This window comes from Vibrio profundi (genome assembly GCF_005281835.1).
GTDB lineage: Bacteria > Pseudomonadota > Gammaproteobacteria > Enterobacterales > Vibrionaceae > Vibrio > Vibrio profundi.
In genome coordinates this window covers 277918-300652 of the sequence record NZ_RZIS01000004.1, presented here as the reverse complement: position 1 = coordinate 300652, position 22735 = coordinate 277918, and the positions used below count along the sequence as shown (strand labels likewise).

Below are 22735 nucleotides of genomic sequence, written 5' to 3'. Positions count from 1 at the left end.
GTGTATGATTTTCAGTCATACACTCTATTTTATAATAAAGTTTATTATTCCGATAAATATTATCAACCCAGACATATAGACCAAACCAACAACCTGCAACATAGCTATCCCTCCTAAAATTACAATTAATAACACTTTAACGACTAGACAGCATCAAATTCACAACATGTCCATTCTATTGCTTTAACTTTATGAAATCGGTAGTCTCAACACCACGCATTAGCTGAATATTTCAGTTCCTGCAAACACACATCGAAAATTAAAGAATATTCCTCTGAGTTTTCTACGCGCAAACAAAATAATAAACTACACTTTTGCTTAATCACGGATGATAGAGTAAAGCATCACGACAATTTCCAGTCTCGCTTCTCTCCCATTCTGATTGCACCGCGTATAGAAAAGCTTCATACCTCAGAGAAGTCGTAAAGGAGTTACTTATGAAGCGAGAACAGTGGGGATCCCGTGCGGGTTTTATACTTGCAGCGGTTGGTTCTGCTATTGGCCTAGGAAACATTTGGCGTTTTCCATATATGGCCTATGAGAATGGCGGCGGCGCATTCTTCATTCCTTACCTATTTGCTATGCTAACAGCTGGTATCCCATTTATGATCCTTGAGTTCAGCATGGGGCAAAAATACCGTGGTTCTGCACCGGCAACTCTAGCTAGAATCAACTCAAAGTTTGAGTGGTTAGGCTGGTTCCAAGTTGGCGTTGCTGCCGTAATTGCCGTTTACTATGTGGCGGTAATTGGTTGGGCTATTTCTTACTTTGGTATGTCGTTCAACCAAAGTTGGGGCACAGACACCAATGCGTTCTTCTTCAGCGAATACTTAGGTTTAGGTGACAACTCACCAACTAATTTAGGTAGCATTCAATGGGGCATTGCCGGCGCTATGTTACTAGCATGGGCTATTACCTATGCTGCTATCGTTGGAGGTGTGAAAGCCGGTATCGAACGTGCATCTAAAGTTATGATGCCTGTACTATTTATCATGGTTGTACTCCTGATTGGTCGCATGGTTTTCCTACCAGGTGCGCTAGACGGTGTGAACTACATGTTCGAACCTGATTTCAGTAAAATCTGGGATGTGAAAGTTTGGGCTGCAGCATATGGTCAAATTTTCTTCACGCTAAGTATTGGTTTCGCAATCATGTTAGCGTATTCAAGCTACTTGCCAGAAAAGTCAGACATTACCAATAACGCGTTTATGACGGTATTGATCAACTGTGGCTTCTCTATTCTTGCTGGTATCATGATTTTCTCTGTGTTGGGTTACATGGCTCAAGAGCAAGGAAAACCACTTACTGAGGTTGTAACTGCTGGTGTTGGTCTAGCGTTTGTTACTCTACCTGCTGCAATAAACCTACTGCCAGCGCCATATATTCTTGGCCCTCTATTCTTCTTCGCGCTAGTCGTTGCAGGTCTAAGCTCTCATATCTCAATTATGGAAGCAGTCACCTCGGCTATTATGGACAAGCTAAACTGGAGCCGTAAAAAAGCAGCTAGCGTAGTTATTGGTGTAGGTGTTGTGGTGTCTATGGCATTTGCAACAAATGGTGGTTTATTACTGCTTGATCTAGTCGATCACTTCGCAAACAACGTGGGTATCATGGTTGGTGGCTTCATTGAAATTCTTCTAATGGCTTGGCTATTGAACAAAGTCGGCGATGTACGCGAGTACGTGAACAAGATTTCTGATTTCACTATTGGTGCATGGTTTAATGTATGCCTACGCTTCATAACCCCAGTAATGCTTGCGGTTATTCTAGCGACTAAGTTACAGGCACTATTTACAGAAGGATACGGCGGCTACGATCTAACCCTTGGTTGGGTAATGATTGCTGGTCTATTAGCGGTTGGCGTTCTCATCAATGTTACAAGTAAGAAGGAAGCTTAATTATGACTACCAGTGCAATTATTATGATGGTACTTGGCCTAGGGATTACTTGGGGCGGCGCTGCTATCTGTATCAAGCGAGCAATGGATAAACAACAGTAATTATCCTTAAGCTATCAAGCAAAATGCCAGCAAATGATGCTGGCATTTTTTATTGCTAAACGACTATTTTCAACCATACCGTTAGAACTTGTATGTAACACCTAATGCCCCGCCAATTTGGAGCTCTGGGCCAGTGTAGAGATTTAACTCTGGGTGAACTTGAGCATACGCATTCCAACCGTCATGGAAATTCACTTTCACCCCAAGAGGTACTCTTGCACCGAAGTCATCTTCCCACTCACCCCAACCACCAACGCCAACATACCAGCTAATTGGGACATCTGCTTCTATGTCACCACGTTTAATAATGTAATCAAACGCAGCCCCTTCATTGCCAACGGTAAATCGGTATTGATTATCTAATTCAACGACAACACTTAACTGCTGGTCGATTGCCATACCAACTTCAAGATCTGGATTATCTGCAGCGAAAAGAGTGGGAGATACAAGAGATAGAGCTGCAATTGGCGCAATAAACTTATTCATTCGAAACCTTACTTAATATGAATTTCTACCGTAATTGTACACAGTTCAAAATCACCAATGTCAAACAAAGGTAAGCATTTAAACAAGAACGACAGTGATGAAAAGCACGTCAGTTTCGTAAACCATAAGTATTAAAAAAGGAGGCATATAGCCTCCTTTTTAGATGAAATTTATAGATTAGCCGTTGTTGCGAATCCACTCATCCATGTCAGTTTTCAAGTTATCAGACTTAGTACCGAAGATAGCTTGAACACCACCAGCTACTACAACAACACCTGCTGCACCTAGTTTCTTAAGTTGATCTTGGTCGACTTGCTCAGTATCAGCAACCGCAACACGTAGACGAGTAATACACGCGTCAAGACCAGTAATGTTTGCTTTACCGCCGAATGCAGATACAAGCTCGCCCGCTAGTTCAGAACCCGTTGCTGTTACTTCAGCTTCAGATTCGTCTTCACGACCTGGAGTTTTAAGGTCTAGTGCTTTGATTACTGTGCGGAATACAATGTAGTAAATCGCTGCGTAAGCAAGGCCACAAACAATCATCAGACCCATCTTAGACGCATTGCCAGATAGAACTAAGAAGTCAATCAAACCGTGCGAGAAAGAAGTACCGTGTACAAAACCTAGTGTGTTAGATAGTACGTATGCAGAACCCGCTAGAAGAGCGTGAATACCGTAAAGAACTGGAGCAACGAATAAGAATGAGAATTCGATTGGCTCTGTGATACCTGTTAGGAATGAAGTAAGCGCAGCAGAAGCCATGATACCCATTACTTTAGCGCGGTTTTCTGGTTTAGCAGAATGAGCAATTGCGATTGCAGCAGCTGGTAGACCAAACATCTTGAACATGTAACCGCCTGCTAGCTGACCGAAGCCATTGCCTGCAGCACGAGATGCTTCATCAGCAACTAGGTAACAAGTAAGAACACCATTTTGAGTTTCGCCAGCAGCGTTTACACAAGTACCAGCTTCGAAGAAGAAAGGTACGTTCCAAACGTGGTGAAGACCAAATGGGATTAGAGAACGTTCAATGATACCGTAGATACCGAATGCAACCTGTGGGTTCTGGTGAGCAGCCCAATCAGAGAAAGATGCAATCGCGCCACCTACTGGAGGCCATACGATAGAAAGAACAATAGCTAGGCCAATTGCAGAGAAACCTGTGATGATTGGCACTGCACGTTTACCAGCAAAGAAGCCTAAGTATTCTGGAAGTTGAATTCGGAAGAAACGGTTGAATGCCCAAGCAGCAACACCACCGACTAGGATACCACCTAGTACACCAGTATCGATTTTTTCAACACCCATCACGCCAGCCATAACACCAAGTGTCGCTGTCATAATACCGTAACCAACAATCGCTGCTAAGCCAGCAACACCATCGTTGTTAGTAAAGCCAAGTGCAACACCTACTGCAAACAGTAGTGCCATTTGACCAAATACCGAACCACCAGCTTGTTCCATTAAGTTAGAAACAATTTCTGGAATAAATGAAAGGTCTGCTGCGCCGACACCAAGCAAAATACCCGCAACTGGTAAAACTGATACTGGTAGCATCAAAGATTTACCGACTTTCTGCAGGCTAGCAAAAAGGTTCTTAAACATGTTTATGCTCCTGATAAAGATATAATAAATATATGGGTACTAACGGCACACCCCCGTAGCCTAAATGTTAGCACCCAGTGAAAATGTAACCATGTATTGCATTATATTTTCTGCCGCTAAATATATATTGATGTGGATTAGACTTACTAGAGAGTTACGAAATTTAGTTTCAAAAGTAGCCTTGGATCACATGAAAAAAAACGTAATGCAACCCTTTACATCAATATAAAGCATTGATTTATAATGGTATTATTTGAACTCTTATTTATTTTACCAGGTAAATAAAATAGATGCGGATGTTATTTTTAGTAACAAAATTACAAATTTAAATATTCGCCCTCTCAACTTCAACATATTCAGTAAACATTCTTTTTCCGCATCCAATCAGTGATGACACGCACAAAAAAAGGAGCTTTCGCTCCTTTTTTATTCCAAAATCAATTTTTATCGCAAAAAAAGTTTTTCGAAATTTTCGGTCGTTTTTTGCCCAACCTCGCTAAGTGATACGCCTTTCAACTGGGCAATATACGCAGCAACCTCGACAACATATGCAGGCTGATTCTGTTTACCTCGATGCGGTACCGGCGCCAAATATGGAGAATCCGTTTCAATCAACAAGCGTTCTAGCGGTAAGTTCTTCACCACTTCTTTTAGCTCTGTCGCTTGCCTGAATGTAACAATACCCGAGATAGAGATATAAAAGCCCAGTTCCATCGCGGCTTCGGCGAACGCTTGATTTTCAGTAAAACAGTGTATAACGCCACCACATTTATCTGCACCACCATTACGTAAAATAGACAACGTGTCTTCACGAGCATTACGCGTATGGATAATTAGGGGCTTGTTTACATCAACGGCTAGCTCTACTTGCTGTTCAAAACGTAACTTTTGTAGCTCTGCTGTCTCTGGTTGATAGTGGTAGTCGAGACCCGTTTCACCAATCGCTACTACCTTAGAATGACGAGCAAATTGGTGCAGCTGATCTAAAGCGAAATCACTCTCAACATCGAGCGGATGTACACCACAAGAAGCATGTACATTGTCGTAAGGTGCGATCATTTCTAACATATTAGGAAACGAGTCTAACGTTACACCAACCGACAATAGCTGCTTTACATTTGCAGCCTGTGCTTTTTGAATAACGTCATCAACATTGGTGTGTAGCTCTTGATAATCAAGCTTATCTAAATGGCAATGCGAGTCTACAAACATGGTTCCTCTCTAGCTTGAATCAGCCAATTCATAATTAAAAGTTCTGAGTTAAGCCCAGAGTGTAGCCTTAACTGTTCTAACAACGCCTGCAAAGATTGAGTTCGTTGAAAAGCCTGTTGGTAAGTAATGACCTTTGAAAGTTCGAGACTCTCCGGGATCAACTCATCACCTGTGACTGCAAAAGCACGCTTCTGCGTATCGATAAGTAAATGCCACAACCAACCTAAAAACTTGGAAGGGTCTTTATTCAGTGTGCTGACATAACCAAATAAATCAGAGCCTGGACGTGAGATCACTTCCACATAACCTTCAAATACCTTTTGGGCTTGCTCAACACTACCATCTTCGATCATAGCTAATGTATGTACCGGCAGTCCGTCATTCAAGGATAGAAGAAAACTCGGAACTGGTTTACCCGCTTTACTTTCCAACCAAGTCTGAGCGGTGTTGGTATCAGGTTGAGAAACTTTCCATTGCTGGCAACGGCTGACAATCGTTGGCATAAGACGACTGTTATTTGAAGAAACCAACACGAAAATACATTTCTCAGCAGGCTCTTCTAAGGTTTTAAGTAACGCGTTAGATGCCGCTTCGTTCATGCCTTCAGCAGGATCAATAATAATCAGTCGGTAGCCATCTAAGTGCGATGACTCCTGCGCCCAGCGATTACTTGCTCGAATTTGATCTACAGTAATCGCTTTGCCTTCTTTTTCTGGGGTGATTTTATGTAAATCAGGGTGGCTACCTGATTTCATCAGTTCACAACTATGACAAAAGCCACACGCTTCACTTTCATAGTTTACGCACATCAAAGCAGCGGCCAGTCTATCTAACAATTGCTCTACACCTAAACCGCTAGGTGATAACAACAAAATAGACCTAGGTACTCGCTCACTATCTAGCTGTTGCTTCCAGCTATCCCATGTCGGTACCAGCCAAGGATATAAGTCCTGCATCATTAAGCCCGTTGCGCCGCTAACCAAGAACAAAGCGCAGATTTAATATCAGCGGCAACGTTTTGGATTTCTTGCTGAGCATTAATAATAACGACGGATTCATCACTATTAGCGATTTCTAGATAACGTTCACGAGTGCGGTCGAAAAATGAGATATCCATTTTTTCGATTCGGTCTAATTCTCCTCGGCCACGAGCACGCTCAAGTCCAACGCGAGGGTCAAGATCCAAATACAAAGTTAAGTCCGGTTTGAAGTCGCCTAACGTTGTAGTTTTAAGCGCAGACATTGTGCTTTGAGAAAGCTGACGTCCACCCCCTTGATACGCTTGAGATGACATATCATGGCGATCGCCGACGACCCAATGACCGTCTGCAAGCGCTGGTTTAATAACGTTCTCAACCAATTGAACTCGAGCTGCGTACATAAGAAGCAATTCGGTCATGTCTTGAAGCTTTTCACCTTCATGCTCTTCTTTAACTAACGAACGCATCTTTTCTGCTAGTACCGTGCCGCCTGGCTCGCGAGTGTTAGTAATCTTTTCTACACCTGACTCACGGAGAGTTTCCAGAATTGCATTAATTGCAGTGCTTTTACCAGCACCTTCTAGGCCTTCTACGACAATAAATTTTGACTGATTCATTCTATGGTCTTATTTGTTCTTTCTAAGTTGTTTTAAGTAGGCCCTAACAGCGCGGTTATGGTCTGCTAAGTTTTTCGAGAATACGTGCCCGCCAGTACCACTTGCAACGAAGTATAGATAATTACTCTTCTCTGGATTCAAAGCCGCTTCAATTGAAGCCTTACCTGCCATGGCTATTGGCGTCGGTGGTAGGCCATTTATCGTGTAGGTATTGTATGGTGTTGGCGTGCGAAGATCTTTCTTGCGAATATTGCCGTCATATTTGTCACCCATCCCATAAATAACGGTTGGGTCAGTTTGCAAACGCATTCGCTTATTCAGGCGATTAACGAATACCGATGCAACCCGCTCTCTTTCAGAGGCTACTGCGGTTTCTTTTTCAATAATTGATGCCAGTATAAGTGCTTCATAAGGGTTTTTAAGCGGTAAACCTTGTTCTTTTTCTTCCCACTTCTCATTAACTATATTCATCAAATTACGATGAGCTCGCTTTAACAGATCCATGTCAGATGTGCCAAACGTATAGTGATAAGTTTCGGCTAAGAATAAACCTTCAAGTTTATCGCGATCAATCCCTAACTCTTCTGCGATCTGTTTTTCAGTCAAGCCATCTAACGTATGAGTTAAATATTGGGTCTCTTTCAACTGCACTAACCATTCGTCAAAGCGGCTACCTTCCACGAAAGTAATCGTAAATTGGTGCTCTTTACCTTCGACTAATAGCTCTAACACATCTTTAAGCGATGAGCCTGACTCAAGCAAAAAGGTGCCAGCTTTCACATCAAGTAATTCAGGGTGAAGCTTTCGGGTTAATTTGGCATAGGGTGAAGCTTCAAATAGCTCAGCTTCAACCAATTGGTTTAGTACGCGATGAAAGCTAGTCCCAGAAGCGACGGTTACCACTTCAGGCTCAGTGATTTTGATTTGCTGTGTCAAATACTGCTGCGCTTGAGTGTAAGCGTAATACGCCCCGGCCGCAGCGACACAAAGGCTAAATACAACAAATATGCTAATTTTTTTGATCACGAGTTTAATTTTCCTTGAAGACTCTTTGTTAATGGTCCAACTGCGTATTGTTTAGTAGGTATTGAAACAATGGGCGCTATCCCCAGAATTGAATTTGATATAAACACTTCGTCCGCTTGTTCAATCGCTTCTACAGTAAAGTTACCAATATGTACCGGAATATGCTCTAACTTAGTCACATCAAGCACTAAACGACGCATTACACCAGCCACTCCACTTAGAGATAAATCTGGAGTAAATAATTCTCCATCCTTAACCCAAAATAGGTTAGCCATTGTCGTCTCAATGATGTGACCGTTAATATCGAATGCCAATCCGTCGAGTTCGCCGGCTTGGTCCATTTCTGCTTTTAGCAATACCTGCTCTAACCGGTTGTTATGCTTATGCCCTGCAAGCATTGGGGATAAGCCTAGACGCTGTTTGCACGAGCCAAGCTTGAGCCCGTTAGCTCGTATTTGATGATAATGCGCAGGGTATGTAAACGAGCTAATCGTAACGTTTGATGACGATACCTGAGTAGAACTATAACCGCGACCACCTTCACCTCGGCTAATGTGCAGTTTTAGTCCAGCGATACCTACTTTTATTGATGCCTCTTTCAGCCATACCTCGATTTTGGGCCAATTAGGCCGTTCAATACCAAGAGCATCGAGGCATTCGTCAACTCTTTGTTTATGGTAACCAAAATGTTCAATCGCCCCTTGCACGGTCAGCATTGTCGTAAAACAACCATCACCATACTGAAACGAACGATCTGATAAATCTATTGCCTGTTGAGGAAATCCGTTTACCCAATACATTTTTGCCCCTAGAAAAAGAAAACGGCTCAATGCTAAGCATCAAGCCGTTCAAAAACAAGTCTAATTATGACTTATCTCGGGTGATTAAATCTTTTTGAAGATTAAACAACCGTTAGTGCCACCGAAGCCAAATGAGTTACATGCAGCATATTCCATGTTGCTAACTTCACGAGCTGTGTGTGGAACTAAATCAATACCTAAATCGTCTTCTGGGTCATCAAGGTTAATCGTTGGTGGAACGATTTGGTCAACAAGTGACATAGCAGTAATGATCGCTTCAGCAGAGCCTGCTGCACCTAAAAGGTGACCAGTCATCGACTTAGTAGAAGATACCAGCACTTGCTTAGAGCCAGCCTCGCCAAGAGCACGTTTGATGCCTTTAACTTCTGCAACATCACCTGCAGGAGTCGAGGTACCGTGTGCATTCACGTAACCGATTTGCTCACCAGTTACGCCTGCATCACGCATCGCCGCTTCCATCGCCAATGCACCACCTGAACCATCTTCACTTGGAGAAGTCATGTGGTAAGCATCGCCTGACATACCGAAGCCCACTAGCTCACAGTAAATCTTAGCGCCACGTGCTTTAGCATGTTCGTACTCTTCAAGAACCATCATGCCAGCACCATCGCCAAGAACGAAGCCATCACGCCCTTTATCCCATGGACGAGACGCTTTCTGAGGCTCATCGTTACGAGTAGAAAGTGCTTTAGCCGCACCAAAACCGCCCATACCTAGAGGTGTAGATGCTTTCTCAGCACCACCCGCTAGCATCGCGTCTGCATCGCCGTACGCTATCATACGAGCTGCGTGACCAATGTTATGAAGGCCAGTCGTACATGCAGTAGAAATAGCGATATTAGGACCACGTAGGCCACGCATAATAGACATGTGACCAGCAATCATGTTCACGATCGTTGACGGAACAAAGAATGGGCTGATTTTACGAGGGCCTTTTTCAGTAAGTGCTTGGTGACCAGCTTCGATCAAACCAAGACCACCGATACCAGAACCGATAGCCACACCAATACGTGGTGCGTTCTCATCAGTAACGGTTAGACCAGAATCATCAAGTGCCTGAACACCTGCTGCGACGCCATATTGGATAAATAGATCCATTTTACGAGCATCTTTTTTAGACATGTACTCTTCGCAGTTAAAGTCTTTAACTAGACCTGCAAAACGAGTTGAGAAATTGGTTGCATCAAAGTGCTCGATATTCACGATACCACTTTGACCAGCTAGCAGGGCTTTCCAAGAAGATTCTACAGTGTTGCCTACCGGTGACAACATACCCATGCCAGTGACAACTACACGACGCTTGGACACGATTTTACACTCCGGGGATTGAGATAATTTGGATGAGAGATAGATGAGTCTAGATAAAACACAGGCGGTCTAGGTGACCGCCTGGGAGAGATTATTACTGAGCGCTAGTTACGTAATCGATAGCAGCTTGAACAGTAGTAATTTTCTCAGCTTCTTCATCTGGAATCTCAGTGTCGAATTCTTCTTCTAGAGCCATTACTAGCTCAACAGTGTCTAGAGAATCAGCACCTAGGTCATCAACGAAAGAAGCTTCGTTTTTAACTTCTGCTTCATCAACACCTAGTTGTTCAACAATGATTTTCTTTACGCGTTCTTCGAGGTTGCTCATTTTTTCTTTTCCTTTACAGAGTTCGCTTTATGCGATGTTTTCCGTAGTTTATTCAATCTATTAAAAGTTGCAAGGCCAACTTTTCTGGTCAAACCACAATTTTAGCGATTTTAACCGAAATTACATACATTTTTGACTTAAATCATGCACAAATGTTGCACAAAATTTAAACCATGTACATACCGCCATTGACGTGAAGTGTTTCACCTGTGATATAAGCTGCCGCAGGCGACGCCAAAAATACCACAGCTTCAGCGATTTCGCGAGGGTCACCTAAACGACCTGCTGGAACGTTAGCCAAAGTTGCTGCACGTTGGTCATCATTTAGTGCTTTAGTCATGTCAGTTTCGATGAAACCAGGAGCTACAGTGTTCACTGTCACACCACGAGAAGCCACTTCACGTGCCATAGACTTAGTGAAGCCAATAACGCCAGCTTTAGCTGCTGCGTAGTTTGCTTGACCAGCGTTACCCATAGTACCAACTACAGAGCCAACGTTAATGATACGGCCTTCGCGTTTTTTCATCATGCCACGCAAAACCGCTTTAGACATACGGTAGATAGGCGTTAGGTTCGTATCGATGATATCGTTCCACTCGTCATCTTTCATACGCATAAGTAAGTTATCACGTGTGATACCTGCATTGTTAACCAGAATATCGATCGCGCCAAACTCATCATTGATTGTTTTCAATGTTGCAGCAATTGAGTCGACATCTGTCACGTTAAGCGCAAGACCTTTACCGTTTTCGCCAAGGTACTCACTGATTGCAGCAGCGCCGCCTTCTGACGTCGCAGTACCAATAACTTTAGCGCCACGTTCAACTAAAAGTTCAGCGATAGCACGACCAATACCACGGCTCGCGCCAGTAACTAGCGCAACTTTGCCTTCTAAATTCATCATAACTTCTCTTTAAGTGGTTATTTACTTAGCAGCTTCTAAAGTAGCAGTATCGTTTACCGCTGCAGCTGTCATAGTTTTCACAATTCGTTTTGTTAGACCAGTAAGAACTTTACCAGGACCTAATTCAAATAACTTCTCAACACCTTGCTCGTTCATCGCTTGCACGCCTTCAGTCCAACGAACTGGGCTATAAAGTTGACGAACAAGTGCATCTTTAATTTTTGCAGGGTCTGTTTCAGCAACAACATCAACGTTATTGATAACAGGTAGCGCTGGTGTGTTGAACTCTAGAGCTTCTAGAGCTACCGCTAGTTTATCTGCTGCAGGTTTCATTAGTGCGCAGTGAGATGGCACAGAAACAGGTAAAGGAAGAGCACGCTTAGCGCCCGCTTCTTTACATAGTGCTCCAGCACGCTCAACTGCCGCTTTGTTACCCGCGATAACAACTTGACCAGGAGAGTTGAAGTTCACTGGAGAAACAACTTCGCTCTGCGCAGCTTCTTCACACGCTTTCGCAATCGCTTCATCGTCTAGACCGATGATCGCGTACATTGCACCAACACCTGCAGGAACCGCTTCTTGCATTAGTTGACCACGTAGTTCAACCAGCTTGATCGCTTCTTTAAAATCGATAACGCCAGCACATACTAGTGCAGAATACTCACCTAGGCTGTGACCCGCTAAGTTTGCAGGCTGCTCTAGGCCAAGTTCTTGCCATACACGCCAAATTGCAACAGACGCTGTTAGTAGAGCCGGTTGAGTACGGAAAGTTTCATTTAAATTTTCCACAGGGCCATCTTGAACTAACGCCCATAGATCGTAACCAAGTGCTTCTGAAGCTTCAGCGAATGTCTGTTTTACAACATCATACTGTTCGCCTAGGTCAGCAAGCATACCGATAGCTTGAGAACCTTGGCCTGGGAATACGATAGCAAACTTGCTCATTGTAATTTTCCTTTAAGCAACGCAAATAATTGAACAAGGCACATATTGATGTGCCTTCATTTACATTTTTCTTTATTGTTTAGAACTTGACTAGCGCCGAGCCCCAAGTAAATCCGCCGCCAAACGCCTCTAGTAGCAGAGTTTGACCGCGCTTAATTCGCCCGTCTCGAACCGCTTCATCCAACGCAGTAGGAACGGTCGCAGCAGACGTATTACCATGTTTGTCTAAAGTAATGACTACTTGGTCTAGAGACATTGACAGCTTCTTAGCTGTTGCAGAGATAATACGGTAGTTCGCTTGATGAGGGACTAACCAATCAAGCTCAGTCTTATCCATATTGTTCGCAGCCAAAGTATCTTTAACTAGCTTCGAAAGCTGTGTAACAGCTACTTTAAATACTTCATTGCCTGCCATATGTAACCATTTGTCAGCATCGCCGCCACGCTCAGGGACTTCTAAACTTAGTAGCTCACCAAACTGTCCATCTGAATAAATATGAGTAGACAAAATACCTGGTTCTTCGCTTGCGCCAACGACTACTGCACCAGCAGCGTCCCCAAATAGAATGATGGTTGAGCGGTCAGTAGGGTCACAAGTCTTTGATAAAGCGTCTGCACCGATAACCAACACGTTTTTACACATACCTGATTTGATATGCTGGTCAGCGACTGATAATGCGTACACAAAGCCAGAACATGCTGCAGCTAAATCAAATGCCGGACAGCCTTTAATCCCGAGCTTTCCTTGTACCTGACATGCAGAAGACGGAAAAGTGTGGCTACTACTCGTGGTTGCTACAATGATAAGGTCGATATCGTTCTTATCAATTCCAGCCATTTCAATCGCATTTTCAGCAGCATAGTACGCCATATCTGCAACTGTTTCGTTTTCAGCTGAGATACGACGCTCTTTAATTCCTGTTCGAGCAACGATCCACTCGTCACTAGTATCTACCATTTTCTCTAAGTCTGCGTTTGTACGCACTTGAGTTGGCAAGTAGCTGCCAGTACCTAAAATTTTGCTATACATGAAGACTAATAATGCCTCTCGAGTAAAACCGCTTCCAAACGATCGCTAATACGGCTGGGGACTTGTCGTTTGACCTCGTGCACTGCTTCGCCAATTGCGTTGACGACCGCAGATACATCAGCACTTCCATGACTTTTAATGACAATGCCGCGCAATCCTAGCAAACTTGCGCCGTTATACTGGTCGGGGTTCAATGTTTTTAATTCGGTAAATAGCTCAGAAAACAACTTTCTAGCAATCCAACCCTTAATAGTTGAAGCCATCATGCTTGTTTTTAGCTTATCAATAAAGAGCTGAGCGGTACCTTCGCAAGTTTTTAGACAAATATTGCCTACAAAGCCATCACATACCACCACATCGGCAGCATCTTGTAATAACTGATTACCTTCAATATAGCCGATAAAATGGACTGACTGCGTTTGAGAAAGCATTTCAGCACAACGCTTAACAAGGTCATTGCCTTTAATTTCTTCGGCACCGATATTCAATATTGCGACACGCGCTGGTCGGCCTAAGTGTTGCTCAGCTAGAGCACTGCCCATCACAGCAAATTGAAACAGAGAATCCGCATCGCTCGATACGTTCGCGCCGAGATCCAACATCCAGGTTTTATTCGCGGATGCTGTTGGCAAAGCTGAAACTAAAGCGGGCCTATCGATGCCAGGTAATAGCTTAAGACGAAAACGAGACAGTGCCATTAAAGCACCGGTATTACCTCCGCTCACGCACGCATCAGCGGTAGAATCGGCGACTCGATCGATTGCGGCTCGCATCGAACTACCTTGGCTATTTCGCAAGGCTAAAGAAGGTTTTTCTGAATTAGAAATAATTCGATCACAATGCTGGATACTCAAACGAGAATCAGGCATTCGACCTAATGAGGATAATTGAGACGTGATCGCTTTTTGATCACCTATGAGAATAACTTTTAGCTCTGGGAAATACGACAGTGCCTGCACGGCGGCAGGCACTGTAACACGAGGACCGAAGTCCCCGCCCATTGCATCAAGCGCAACGGTTATATTTTGCAAAGGTCAACCTTACTTGTTGATAACCTTTTTGCCACGGTAGTAACCTTCAGCAGTCACGTTGTGACGTAGGTGAGTTTCACCTGAAGTTGCGTCTACAGAAAGTGCAGCTGTAGTTAGCGCATCGTGTGAACGACGCATGCCACGCATTGAACGTGATTTCTTGCTCTTTTGTACGGCCATTGACCCTACTCCTATGTAAATTCTTAAAGAAGCAATTACTTCTTTAAGCTTTTTAAAACATCAAATGGATTCGGCTTTTTGTCTTCCTCAATTTCTTCAGGAAGCTCACCAAATACCAAGTTATTTGAGTTAACGCTACAGTTCGCTTCGTCGTGCATTGCTACTTGTGGCAATCCAAGGATGAACTCGTCTTCAACAAGTTGAATCAGGTCTAATTCACCGTACTCGTTCAGATCTACCAAATCGTACTCTTCCGGTGCTTCTTCTTCACTTTTCTCACTGTAAACAGGAGTATAAGTAAATTCGACATCGCACTCTTGTGCGAAAACCTCATTACAACGTTGACACTCTAAATCAACTTCGACGTTAGCTTTACCAGAGATAACGACTAGTCGTTGTTCATCAAGCCCAAATGACAATGAGACTTGCGCGTCACGTTTTACGCCTTCAGTTGCTTCGCTTAAACGCTTGAAAAGACTGATTTGAATGATGCCATTAATATCAAGTCGTTTCTGAGCGGTTTTCGCGGGATCAACCGTTCGCGGTATTTTTACCTTTTGCATAGGGCGCGAATATTATCTTCCAAATCGAGTTTAGTCAAAGGAAATGGCAAAAAAGTTATACTTTTTTACCTTTCCCATACAGAGCATTAGGAGCAACAACGTTACTTAAGATATCCTGCTCCAAATGCTTATGTGAATTGTAAATTAAAATGAAAAATTACCAACTAGTTTTAGCGTCTACATCGCCATTTAGACAAGAATTGCTTAAAAAGTTACAAATTGAATTCATTGCAGCCAAACCCAATTGCAACGAAACACCGCTACCCAATGAAACACCTACAGAGCTCGTGTCTCGATTATCTCTACAAAAAGCCAAATCGTGTTCCGTTGCTCAACCAAGCCTTGTAGTCGGTTCAGATCAAGTGTGTGTGATAGACGAAGAAATCGTCGGTAAACCACATTCCGTTGATAAAGCGATCGAGCAATTGCAACGCCAAAGTGGCAAAACTATCACATTCTATACGGGGCTTTCGGTGTGGAATAGTGAGACCAATTTAGCTGAAACCATAGTTGATACGTTCAAGGTACACTTTCGAGATCTCACCCAAACTCAAATCGAAACCTATGTAGAAAAGGAACAACCTCTTCAATGTGCGGGGAGTTTCAAAAGCGAAGGGCTAGGAATCGCTTTATTTAGTCAACTTGAAGGGAAAGACCCTAATTCGTTGGTTGGACTACCCTTGATTGAATTAATTGATTTATTGGCCAAGTTTGATTTCAAGGTTTTATAAGAAAGAAAAAGGGTAGCGCTAGGCTACCCTTGATTCAATTTTTACTGGCGTAAACCTTTTAACGCCTTTTCCAACTTATTTTCCATTGGGGCTGAAATATCCATCTTCTCTTCTGTACCCGGATGAACAAATTTAATGTTAGCTGCATGAAGGAATAATCGATCCAAGCCAACTTTACCGGTGTAAGCATCAAATCGACGATCGCCATAGCGATCATCCCAAGCAATTGGATGGCCTGTGTATTGAGTATGAACTCGGATCTGGTGTGTACGCCCGGTTATAGGACTCGCTTGAACCAAGGTTGCATCCTTGAACTTTTCTAACACTTTAAAACGAGTTTCGGAGGCTTTACCGTTAGGGTTCACACGAACAATACTGTTAACTTCATTTTTAAGTAACGGCGCATTCACTACACGACAACTGTTCTTCCATTCTCCCATAACAAGTGCAAAGTAATATTTCTGCACCGTCTTCTCTCGGAACTGAGCCTGTAAATGTCTCAATGCAGAACGTTTCTTCGCAACGAGTAAAATACCTGAAGTATCTCGGTCAATGCGATGAACGAGCTCTAGAAAACGAGCGTCAGGGCGCAAAGCACGTAGTGCTTCAATTGCTCCGAACTTTAGGCCACTTCCGCCATGAACTGCAGTTCCCGAAGGTTTATTAAGGATCAATAAATGATCATCTTCGTAGATAATGCAATGCTCTAGTTCAGATACCTTATTTAGCTTAGTGCTTGGCGCTTTGTCTTCCGTCGATTCTTGAACCGTCACCGGAGGGATACGTACCAAGTCCCCTGCTTTTAATTTGTATTCTGCTTTAATTCGCTTTTTGTTTACGCGAACTTCGCCTTTACGCACGATTCGGTAAATCATGCTCTTAGGAATATTTTTCAATTGGTTGCGTAAGAAATTATCAATACGCTGACCAGCCATATCTTCATCGATATCGACAAATTGGACTTTAGTTCTAATTTCGCTCATCCGACTATTGTATCACTGCCAACTCATTCTAATCATCCGTTCTTGCAAAAATAGTCATACGAATTCGCCATCAAGCGCTACTATTAACCGTATTTGTTTGATTCTTAGACCAAAAAAGAAACAAGTTTCCGGCTAATTTAAGTCTAAGCTGATTAACTATTTTAGAGACAGTGAGTTAGACCTAGCAAAACTAGCATAAAAACCATTTTTTTTAGCCCTTTCTAATAAAGCAGATTGCTGTGAATAGCCACCACTGCTATAGTTCACAGCTGCTACAAGTGATTTGATTACATATTATACAATCAATCATTTCTAAGCGGATAAATGAGTAGACTACTTAATATCAGAGTGCTGCAATCGGCGTAAGACACCATGAATTAAGTTACCTTGTCGCTCTACTCACGTTCTCTCGTGTTGAGTATTCACCGCCACATCGCGGATCATAGGTTTGTATACCTATGATGACTGACGTGCCCACGAGCATCCCTTCCAGCCGGGAGGCTGCACCGATAAAGCCATGGGATCTGGCACCACGAGAAACGAATCGAAGCGACAAGCCAATTATGAAAATAAAAGAAAAGACAACGAGATTTCTAAATGAAAAGAATGTTAATCAACGCAACTCAAAAAGAAGAGTTGCGTGTCGCTTTGGTCGATGGCCAACGACTATTCGATCTTGATATCGAAAGTCCAGGTCACGAATCGAAAAAAGCGAATATCTACAAGGGACGTATCACTCGAATTGAGCCAAGCCTGGAAGCGGCATTTGTCGACTACGGTGCAGAACGTCACGGTTTCCTCCCTCTTAAAGAAATTGCCCGCGAATACTTTCCTGAAGGTTACACATACCAAGGTCGTCCAAGCATTAAAGAAGTGCTAAACGAAGGCCAGGAAGTTATCGTACAAGTTGAAAAAGAAGAACGTGGCAGCAAAGGCGCTGCTTTAACGACTTTCATTTCACTTGCAGGTAGTTACTTAGTTCTTATGCCAAACAACCCTCGTGCAGGCGGTATTTCTCGCCGTATCGAAGGTGATGAGCGTACTCAACTGAAAGCAGCATTAAGCACTCTTGAGCTTCCTCAAGGTATGGGCTTAATTGTGCGTACAGCTGGCGTAGGCAAAAGTGCTGAAGAATTAGAGTGGGATCTAAACGTACTATTGAATCACTGGGGCGCTATCAAGCAAGCTTCTGATTCAAACGCAGCTCCTTTCCTTATTCACCAAGAAAGCAACGTAATTGTTCGTGCAATCCGTGACTATCTACGTCGTGATATTGGTGAAATCCTAATTGATAGCAACACCATCTTTGAACGTGCTCAAGCTCATATCCAGCTTGTACGTCCAGATTTCCTTAACCGCGTTAAGAAATACGATGGCGAAGTTCCACTATTTAGCCACTATCAAATCGAAAGCCAAATTGAATCTGCTTTCCAACGTGAAGTTCGCCTTCCGTCTGGTGGTTCAATTGTAATCGACCCAACTGAAGCGCTAACTTCAATCGATATCAACTCCGCTCGTGCAACGAAAGGTGGCGATATTGAAGAGACCGCACTAAACACTAACTTAGAAGCTGCGGATGAAATTGCTCGTCAGCTGCGTCTACGTGACCTCGGCGGTCTAGTGGTTATCGACTTTATCGATATGACGCCAGTTCGTCACCAACGTGAAGTTGAAAGCCGTCTACGTGACGCCGTTCGATTAGATCGTGCGCGTGTTCAAATTGGCCGTATTTCTCGCTTTGGTCTATTAGAGATGTCTCGTCAACGTTTGAGCCCTTCTCTAGCAGAAGCAAGCCACCACATCTGTCCTCGCTGTACAGGTACTGGTGTAGTTCGTGATAACGAATCTCTGGCTCTATCTGTTCTACGTCTTATCGAAGAAGAAGCATTAAAAGACAATACTGCGCAAGTTCTTGCGGTTGTTCCTGTTCCTATCGCTTCTTACCTATTGAACGAAAAACGTCGTTCAGTAAACCATATCGAGAAGAACCAAGAAGTTAAGATCACGGTTGTTCCTAACTCAGACATGGAAACACCTCATTTTGAAGTTATCCGTGTTCGTGAAGGCGAAGAGTTCGATCTGCTGTCTTACTTACTTCCTAAAAAGCTAGACGCTCTGAAAGAAGCAGAAAGCAAAGAACCTGTTGAAGTTGATATCAAGCCTAAGAAACTTGAAGAGCCAGCTCTAAAAGGTTTTGCAGCACCAGCTCAATCTGCTCCGACTCCTGCGCCAAAAGCTCAAGAGCCTAAAGCTGAAGCAGCACCTGCTGTTAGCCAAGAGCCAGGTTTAATTGGACGCTTCTTTAAAGCGATCGGCAGCTTCCTATTCGGCTCTACTCAAGAAGAGAAGACTGAAGAAAAAGTTGAAGAGAAGCCTCAAGAGAAACGTAATCAAGGTAATCGTCAACGTCGCGATCGTAACGATAACCGTCGCCGCAACCAGCGTGGCGATCGTAACGAAAACCGCGATAACAAACGTCGCCGCAAACCTGCACGTGACGAAAAGTCAGACGAGCAGAGTGAAAACGCACCTCAACAAGGTCGTCAGCAGCAGAATCGTCAACAAAATCGCAAGCCTAAGCAAGATCGTCGTAACAAACAGCGCGACGAGCAACGCGAAGAGCAAGAAGCACCGTCTAAGTTAGCTCAGCAAGGCCAACAGTTAGCGGCAGATGCACAAGCGAATAAACCTGAAGCAGCGAAAGAGAAATCTGAAGCTAAAGCTCAAAAAGTTAAAGAACGTCGTCAGCGCCGTAAACTTAACAAGCAAGTTCGTGTAAAAGATCAGAACGCAGCTAAAGAGCAAGAAGCGCAAGCGACTCAAGAAAAGAAAGTGGCAGACCAAGTTGAAGCAACGCAAGCTACTGCTGATAACGCAGAGCAAGAAGAGCCGAAACAACGTCGCAATCGTCGTTCTCCACGTCACCTACGTGCAAGTGGTCAACGTCGTCGCCGTGGCCGTGATCGCAAGCCAAACCCATTCCGCCTACGTAAAGGTGGTGTAGCATCTCCTGAGATGGCTATGGGTAAAGTAATGCCGCGTTTCATTCCTAAGCCTCATCACAAAACAGCGAAAGCTGATGTTACAGAGCAAGTGGTAGCGGTAGAAGCAACAGCAACTCCTATGGGCGGTTTCGCTTGTCCAGAGATGGCAATGGGTAAAGTAATCATTCGCCGTGAAGAGTCTATTGAAGCTCCTGCTGTTCAAGCTGAAGTAGCAGAAGCTCCAACCGTTGAAATTGTTGCTGAACCGCAAGTTGCTGCAGAACCAGTCGTAGCACCGCAAGAGGAAGTGGACACTGTTGTTGAAGCTCCTGTTGCTGATGAAGCTCAAGCAGTAACTGAGCCAGCTATTGTGGCTGAAGAAAAAGTAGAGGAAGTTTCTGAAATCAAAGTGGAAACAACTGAAACTAAACCAGCAGCTGCAGCTAAGAAACAAGCGGGCGCGCCAATGACAAGTGCACCTGGCCCTCAAGAGCTTAAGGAAATTGAAGTAGTTGCTGCTCCATTCCGCTCTGAGCGTTACGTTTCTAAAGGAGCAGGTAGCCAGACGGCCACTAGCTCTGCTGGCGCAGTAACGACTAAGCCTAATTACTAATTGGCTAACAATAGTTAAATAGCTTAACTATAATGTGAAGGGCTGCTTAAATAAGCAGCCCTTTTTATATCTGCCGTTCCAATGGCTTATGACAGATATATTGCTCAAAATGTGGTTCAATCTTGAACTTAATCACATTTTTGGGTAGCATGCGCCAACTTATGTTTTCGACAAATCCTATTGCCGCTCTTTTCCAATTCTGTTTAGTTACGCAATACGCCTTTGTCGGTCAATCCATCTATAGCATAGCTGAGCAAACATGTTCGAATTCCCACAATTTTCAAAGCACTCTGTAAAGAATGATGTGCTATCAGGTCTTACTGTAGCGCTAGCTTTAGTACCTGAAGCCGTTGCATTCGCATTCGTTGCTGGCGTAGACCCAATGGTAGGTTTATACGCAGCATTTATCGTAGGTTTAATTACTTCTATCTTCGGTGGTCGTCCAGGCATGATTTCTGGTGCTACTGGTGCAATGGCCGTAGTAATGGTGAGCCTAGTCGCGACTCACGGCGTTCAATACTTATTCGCCGCCATTATGCTCGCGGGTATTTTGCAGATTGCAGCAGGTGTATTTAAGCTTGGTAAGTTCATTCGAATTGTGCCTCACCCTGTAATGATTGGTTTTGTGAACGGCTTAGCTATCGTAATCTTCCTAGCGCAACTTGGTCAGTTTAAAGCTCCAGACCTATCTGGCGCACTGACTTGGTTACCTGGTGACCAAATGGCGCTAATGCTAGGTCTGGTTGGCCTAACTATGGCGATTATCCACTTCTTGCCTAAAATCACTACGGCGGTACCATCGTCTCTTGTGGCTATCGTAACGGTTACGGCTCTAGTTGTTGGTCTTGATCTTGAAACGCGCACAGTTGTCGACTTCCTACGCACTATGTCTGGTGACGAAGCGGCAACACTTGCAGGCTCTCTACCGACGTTCTCGATCCCGATGGTTCCATTCACGTTCGAAACTCTACACATCATTTTGCCTTACGCTATTATCCTAGCGGCTATTGGCCTAATTGAGTCTCTACTAACACTTACCGTTTTAGACGAAATGACGAACACTCGTGGCCAATCTAACCGCGAATGTGTCGGTCAAGGTATGGCTAACGTGACTTGTTCAGTGTTTGGTGCAATGGGTGGCTGTGCGATGATTGGCCAGTCGATGATCAACGTAAACTCAGGTGGTCGTGGTCGTCTATCAGGTATCGTTGCGGCAGTTGCACTTCTAATGTTCATCTTGTTCGGTTCAGCACTAATTGAAATGATCCCACTTGCGGCACTAGTTGGTGTTATGTTCATGGTGGTAATTGGTACATTCGAATGGGCAACCTTCAAGCTTGCACGTCGCGTACCTAAACAAGACTTCTTTGTTATCGTTCTAGTAACAGTGGTTACTGTACTGACCGACCTAGCAGTAGCGGTTGCTGTGGGTGTTATCGCTTCTGCTCTTATGTTCGCATGGCAACACGCTAAGCACATTTACGCAGACAAGTCAGTAAACGCTGAGGGTTCAAAAGAATACAAGGTTCACGGACCTATCTTCTTTGGTTCAACAGCTAACTTCCTAGAGCTATTCGACGCACAGAACGATCCACAAGACGTTATTGTTGATTTCGCGGATTCTCGTGTAACTGACCACTCTGCCATTGAAGCGATTGATACTATCGCAGACCGCTATGCAGCATTAGGCAAGACTTTACACCTACGTCACCTAAGCCAAGACTGTGTTGCAATGCTTCACAAAGCAGGTAGCTTAGTTGAAGCTAATGTGGCTGAAGATCCAATCTACAAAGTGATGTCTAAGTAGCACTGAGCATTACTTCCTAATAAAAAGACCGACATTACTATGTCGGTCTTTTTTTGTCTGAATTACAACGAAGCGAGAATTTTATCACTAGCGTCTTCAATCAAATCCAATACCAGCTCGAAACCATCTCCCGCTCCGTAATACGGATCTGGTATCTCTTCATACCCTGAACCGCCGTAGCTAAGAAATAAATGCAGCTTATGCCTAGCATGACTTGGACATTGGTGGGTTAAATCTAAAAGGTTTTCGTTATCAGCAGCGAGAATTAGATCAAACTCCTCAAAATCCTGAGGGACCACCTTCCTAGAAGTGATTCCTTTAAAGCTATAGCCTCGATTCTCACCTGCGCTTTTTGAGCGTGGATCTGGCGGGTTACCTTGGTGGAAACCGATTGTGCCTGCGGATTCGACGACAACCTCAACGCCCTGCTGCTTCGCTTTCGCTCTTAACACCGCCTCACCAGTCGGCGAACGGCAAATGTTTCCCATACAAACTACCAAGATTTTCTTCATTTAATCACCTGTTTTATCGGTGGTTTTAGCTAGTATCAACTTAGGCTATCATGACTAACATTACAAT

General features: G+C 43.8%; 22 protein-coding genes. 5 read left to right on the top strand and 17 right to left on the bottom strand.

Going from position 1 to position 22735, the window contains the following annotated elements; genetic code table 11:
- The first annotated feature begins 437 nt into the window (after positions 1-437).
- Positions 438-1898 carry a sodium-dependent transporter gene (locus ELZ11_RS12715; protein WP_137357789.1) on the top strand — a complete coding sequence of 487 codons (1461 nt, stop codon included), beginning with the start codon at positions 438-440 and terminating at the stop codon, positions 1896-1898.
- Between the two features lie 2 nt (positions 1899-1900).
- Positions 1901-1999: a methionine/alanine import family NSS transporter small subunit gene (locus ELZ11_RS12710; protein WP_137357788.1), complete on the top strand. Its 99-nt coding sequence runs from the start codon at positions 1901-1903 to the stop codon at positions 1997-1999.
- An 81-nt stretch (positions 2000-2080) separates the two neighbouring features.
- Here the strand turns inward: ELZ11_RS12710 and ELZ11_RS12705 are convergent, their stop codons facing one another.
- The 15 genes from ELZ11_RS12705 to yceD form a co-directional block, all read right to left on the bottom strand.
- Positions 2081-2485: a hypothetical protein gene (locus ELZ11_RS12705; RefSeq protein WP_137357787.1), complete on the bottom strand. Its 405-nt coding sequence runs from the start codon at positions 2483-2485 to the stop codon at positions 2081-2083.
- A gap of 177 nt (positions 2486-2662) precedes the next feature.
- On the bottom strand, positions 2663-4093 hold the full coding sequence (gene ptsG, locus ELZ11_RS12700; RefSeq protein WP_137357786.1) for a PTS glucose transporter subunit IIBC: 1431 nt from the start codon (positions 4091-4093) through the stop codon (positions 2663-2665).
- Between the two features lie 444 nt (positions 4094-4537).
- Positions 4538-5305 carry a TatD family hydrolase gene (locus ELZ11_RS12695; RefSeq protein ID WP_137357785.1) on the bottom strand — a complete coding sequence of 256 codons (768 nt, stop codon included), beginning with the start codon at positions 5303-5305 and terminating at the stop codon, positions 4538-4540.
- Complete coding sequence (gene holB / locus ELZ11_RS12690) at positions 5296-6261, bottom strand: DNA polymerase III subunit delta' (protein WP_137357784.1); 966 nt, start codon at positions 6259-6261, stop codon at positions 5296-5298. Before holB ends, ELZ11_RS12695 begins: the two co-directional genes overlap by 10 nt.
- Positions 6262-6263: 2 nt before the next feature.
- Positions 6264-6902 (bottom strand): dTMP kinase, encoded by a 639-nt coding sequence (tmk, locus tag ELZ11_RS12685; protein WP_137357783.1) that lies wholly within the window; start codon positions 6900-6902, stop codon positions 6264-6266.
- A gap of 9 nt (positions 6903-6911) precedes the next feature.
- Entirely contained in the window at positions 6912-7928 is a 1017-nt protein-coding gene (mltG, locus tag ELZ11_RS12680) for an endolytic transglycosylase MltG (RefSeq protein ID WP_137357782.1), read from the bottom strand.
- Positions 7925-8728, bottom strand: a complete 804-nt coding sequence (gene pabC / locus ELZ11_RS12675) for an aminodeoxychorismate lyase (RefSeq protein WP_137357781.1) — start codon at positions 8726-8728, stop codon at positions 7925-7927. Before pabC ends, mltG begins: the two co-directional genes overlap by 4 nt.
- An 84-nt stretch (positions 8729-8812) precedes the next feature.
- Positions 8813-10057 (bottom strand): beta-ketoacyl-ACP synthase II, encoded by a 1245-nt coding sequence (fabF, locus tag ELZ11_RS12670; RefSeq protein WP_137357780.1) that lies wholly within the window; start codon positions 10055-10057, stop codon positions 8813-8815.
- A 94-nt stretch (positions 10058-10151) separates the two neighbouring features.
- Positions 10152-10385, bottom strand: coding sequence for an acyl carrier protein (gene acpP / locus ELZ11_RS12665; protein WP_004737381.1), 234 nt, complete (start codon positions 10383-10385; stop codon positions 10152-10154).
- A 166-nt stretch (positions 10386-10551) separates the two neighbouring features.
- On the bottom strand, positions 10552-11286 hold the full coding sequence (gene fabG / locus ELZ11_RS12660; RefSeq protein ID WP_167494686.1) for a 3-oxoacyl-ACP reductase FabG: 735 nt from the start codon (positions 11284-11286) through the stop codon (positions 10552-10554).
- A 24-nt stretch (positions 11287-11310) separates the two neighbouring features.
- Positions 11311-12234, bottom strand: a complete 924-nt coding sequence (gene fabD, locus ELZ11_RS12655) for an ACP S-malonyltransferase (protein WP_137357778.1) — start codon at positions 12232-12234, stop codon at positions 11311-11313.
- A gap of 79 nt (positions 12235-12313) precedes the next feature.
- Positions 12314-13264 (bottom strand): beta-ketoacyl-ACP synthase III, encoded by a 951-nt coding sequence (locus tag ELZ11_RS12650; RefSeq protein WP_137357777.1) that lies wholly within the window; start codon positions 13262-13264, stop codon positions 12314-12316.
- A gap of 5 nt (positions 13265-13269) precedes the next feature.
- Positions 13270-14295, bottom strand: a complete 1026-nt coding sequence (gene plsX, locus ELZ11_RS12645; RefSeq protein ID WP_137357776.1) for a phosphate acyltransferase PlsX — start codon at positions 14293-14295, stop codon at positions 13270-13272.
- Between the two features lie 9 nt (positions 14296-14304).
- Positions 14305-14475, bottom strand: coding sequence for a 50S ribosomal protein L32 (rpmF, locus tag ELZ11_RS12640; RefSeq protein WP_004414666.1), 171 nt, complete (start codon positions 14473-14475; stop codon positions 14305-14307).
- Between the two features lie 35 nt (positions 14476-14510).
- On the bottom strand, positions 14511-15038 hold the full coding sequence (gene yceD, locus ELZ11_RS12635) for a 23S rRNA accumulation protein YceD (RefSeq protein WP_137357775.1): 528 nt from the start codon (positions 15036-15038) through the stop codon (positions 14511-14513).
- 149 nt (positions 15039-15187) lie between these two features.
- On the opposite strand from yceD, the gene ELZ11_RS12630 reads away from it, so the two are divergent.
- Positions 15188-15769 carry a Maf family protein gene (locus tag ELZ11_RS12630; RefSeq protein WP_137357774.1) on the top strand — a complete coding sequence of 194 codons (582 nt, stop codon included), beginning with the start codon at positions 15188-15190 and terminating at the stop codon, positions 15767-15769.
- A 41-nt stretch (positions 15770-15810) separates the two neighbouring features.
- Here ELZ11_RS12630 and rluC read toward each other — a convergent pair whose 3' ends face one another.
- On the bottom strand, positions 15811-16752 hold the full coding sequence (gene rluC, locus ELZ11_RS12625) for a 23S rRNA pseudouridine(955/2504/2580) synthase RluC (protein WP_137357773.1): 942 nt from the start codon (positions 16750-16752) through the stop codon (positions 15811-15813).
- A gap of 597 nt (positions 16753-17349) precedes the next feature.
- Between rluC and rne the strand changes: the two genes are divergently transcribed.
- Both rne and ELZ11_RS12615 read left to right on the top strand, forming a co-directional pair.
- Positions 17350-20349, top strand: coding sequence for a ribonuclease E (rne, locus tag ELZ11_RS12620; protein ID WP_137357772.1), 3000 nt, complete (start codon positions 17350-17352; stop codon positions 20347-20349).
- A gap of 259 nt (positions 20350-20608) precedes the next feature.
- Positions 20609-22156: a SulP family inorganic anion transporter gene (locus ELZ11_RS12615; protein ID WP_137357771.1), complete on the top strand. Its 1548-nt coding sequence runs from the start codon at positions 20609-20611 to the stop codon at positions 22154-22156.
- A gap of 62 nt (positions 22157-22218) precedes the next feature.
- On the opposite strand, the gene ELZ11_RS12610 is transcribed toward ELZ11_RS12615, so the two are convergent.
- Positions 22219-22668 carry a low molecular weight protein-tyrosine-phosphatase gene (locus ELZ11_RS12610; protein WP_137357770.1) on the bottom strand — a complete coding sequence of 150 codons (450 nt, stop codon included), beginning with the start codon at positions 22666-22668 and terminating at the stop codon, positions 22219-22221.
- Positions 22669-22735: the final 67 nt, after the last annotated feature.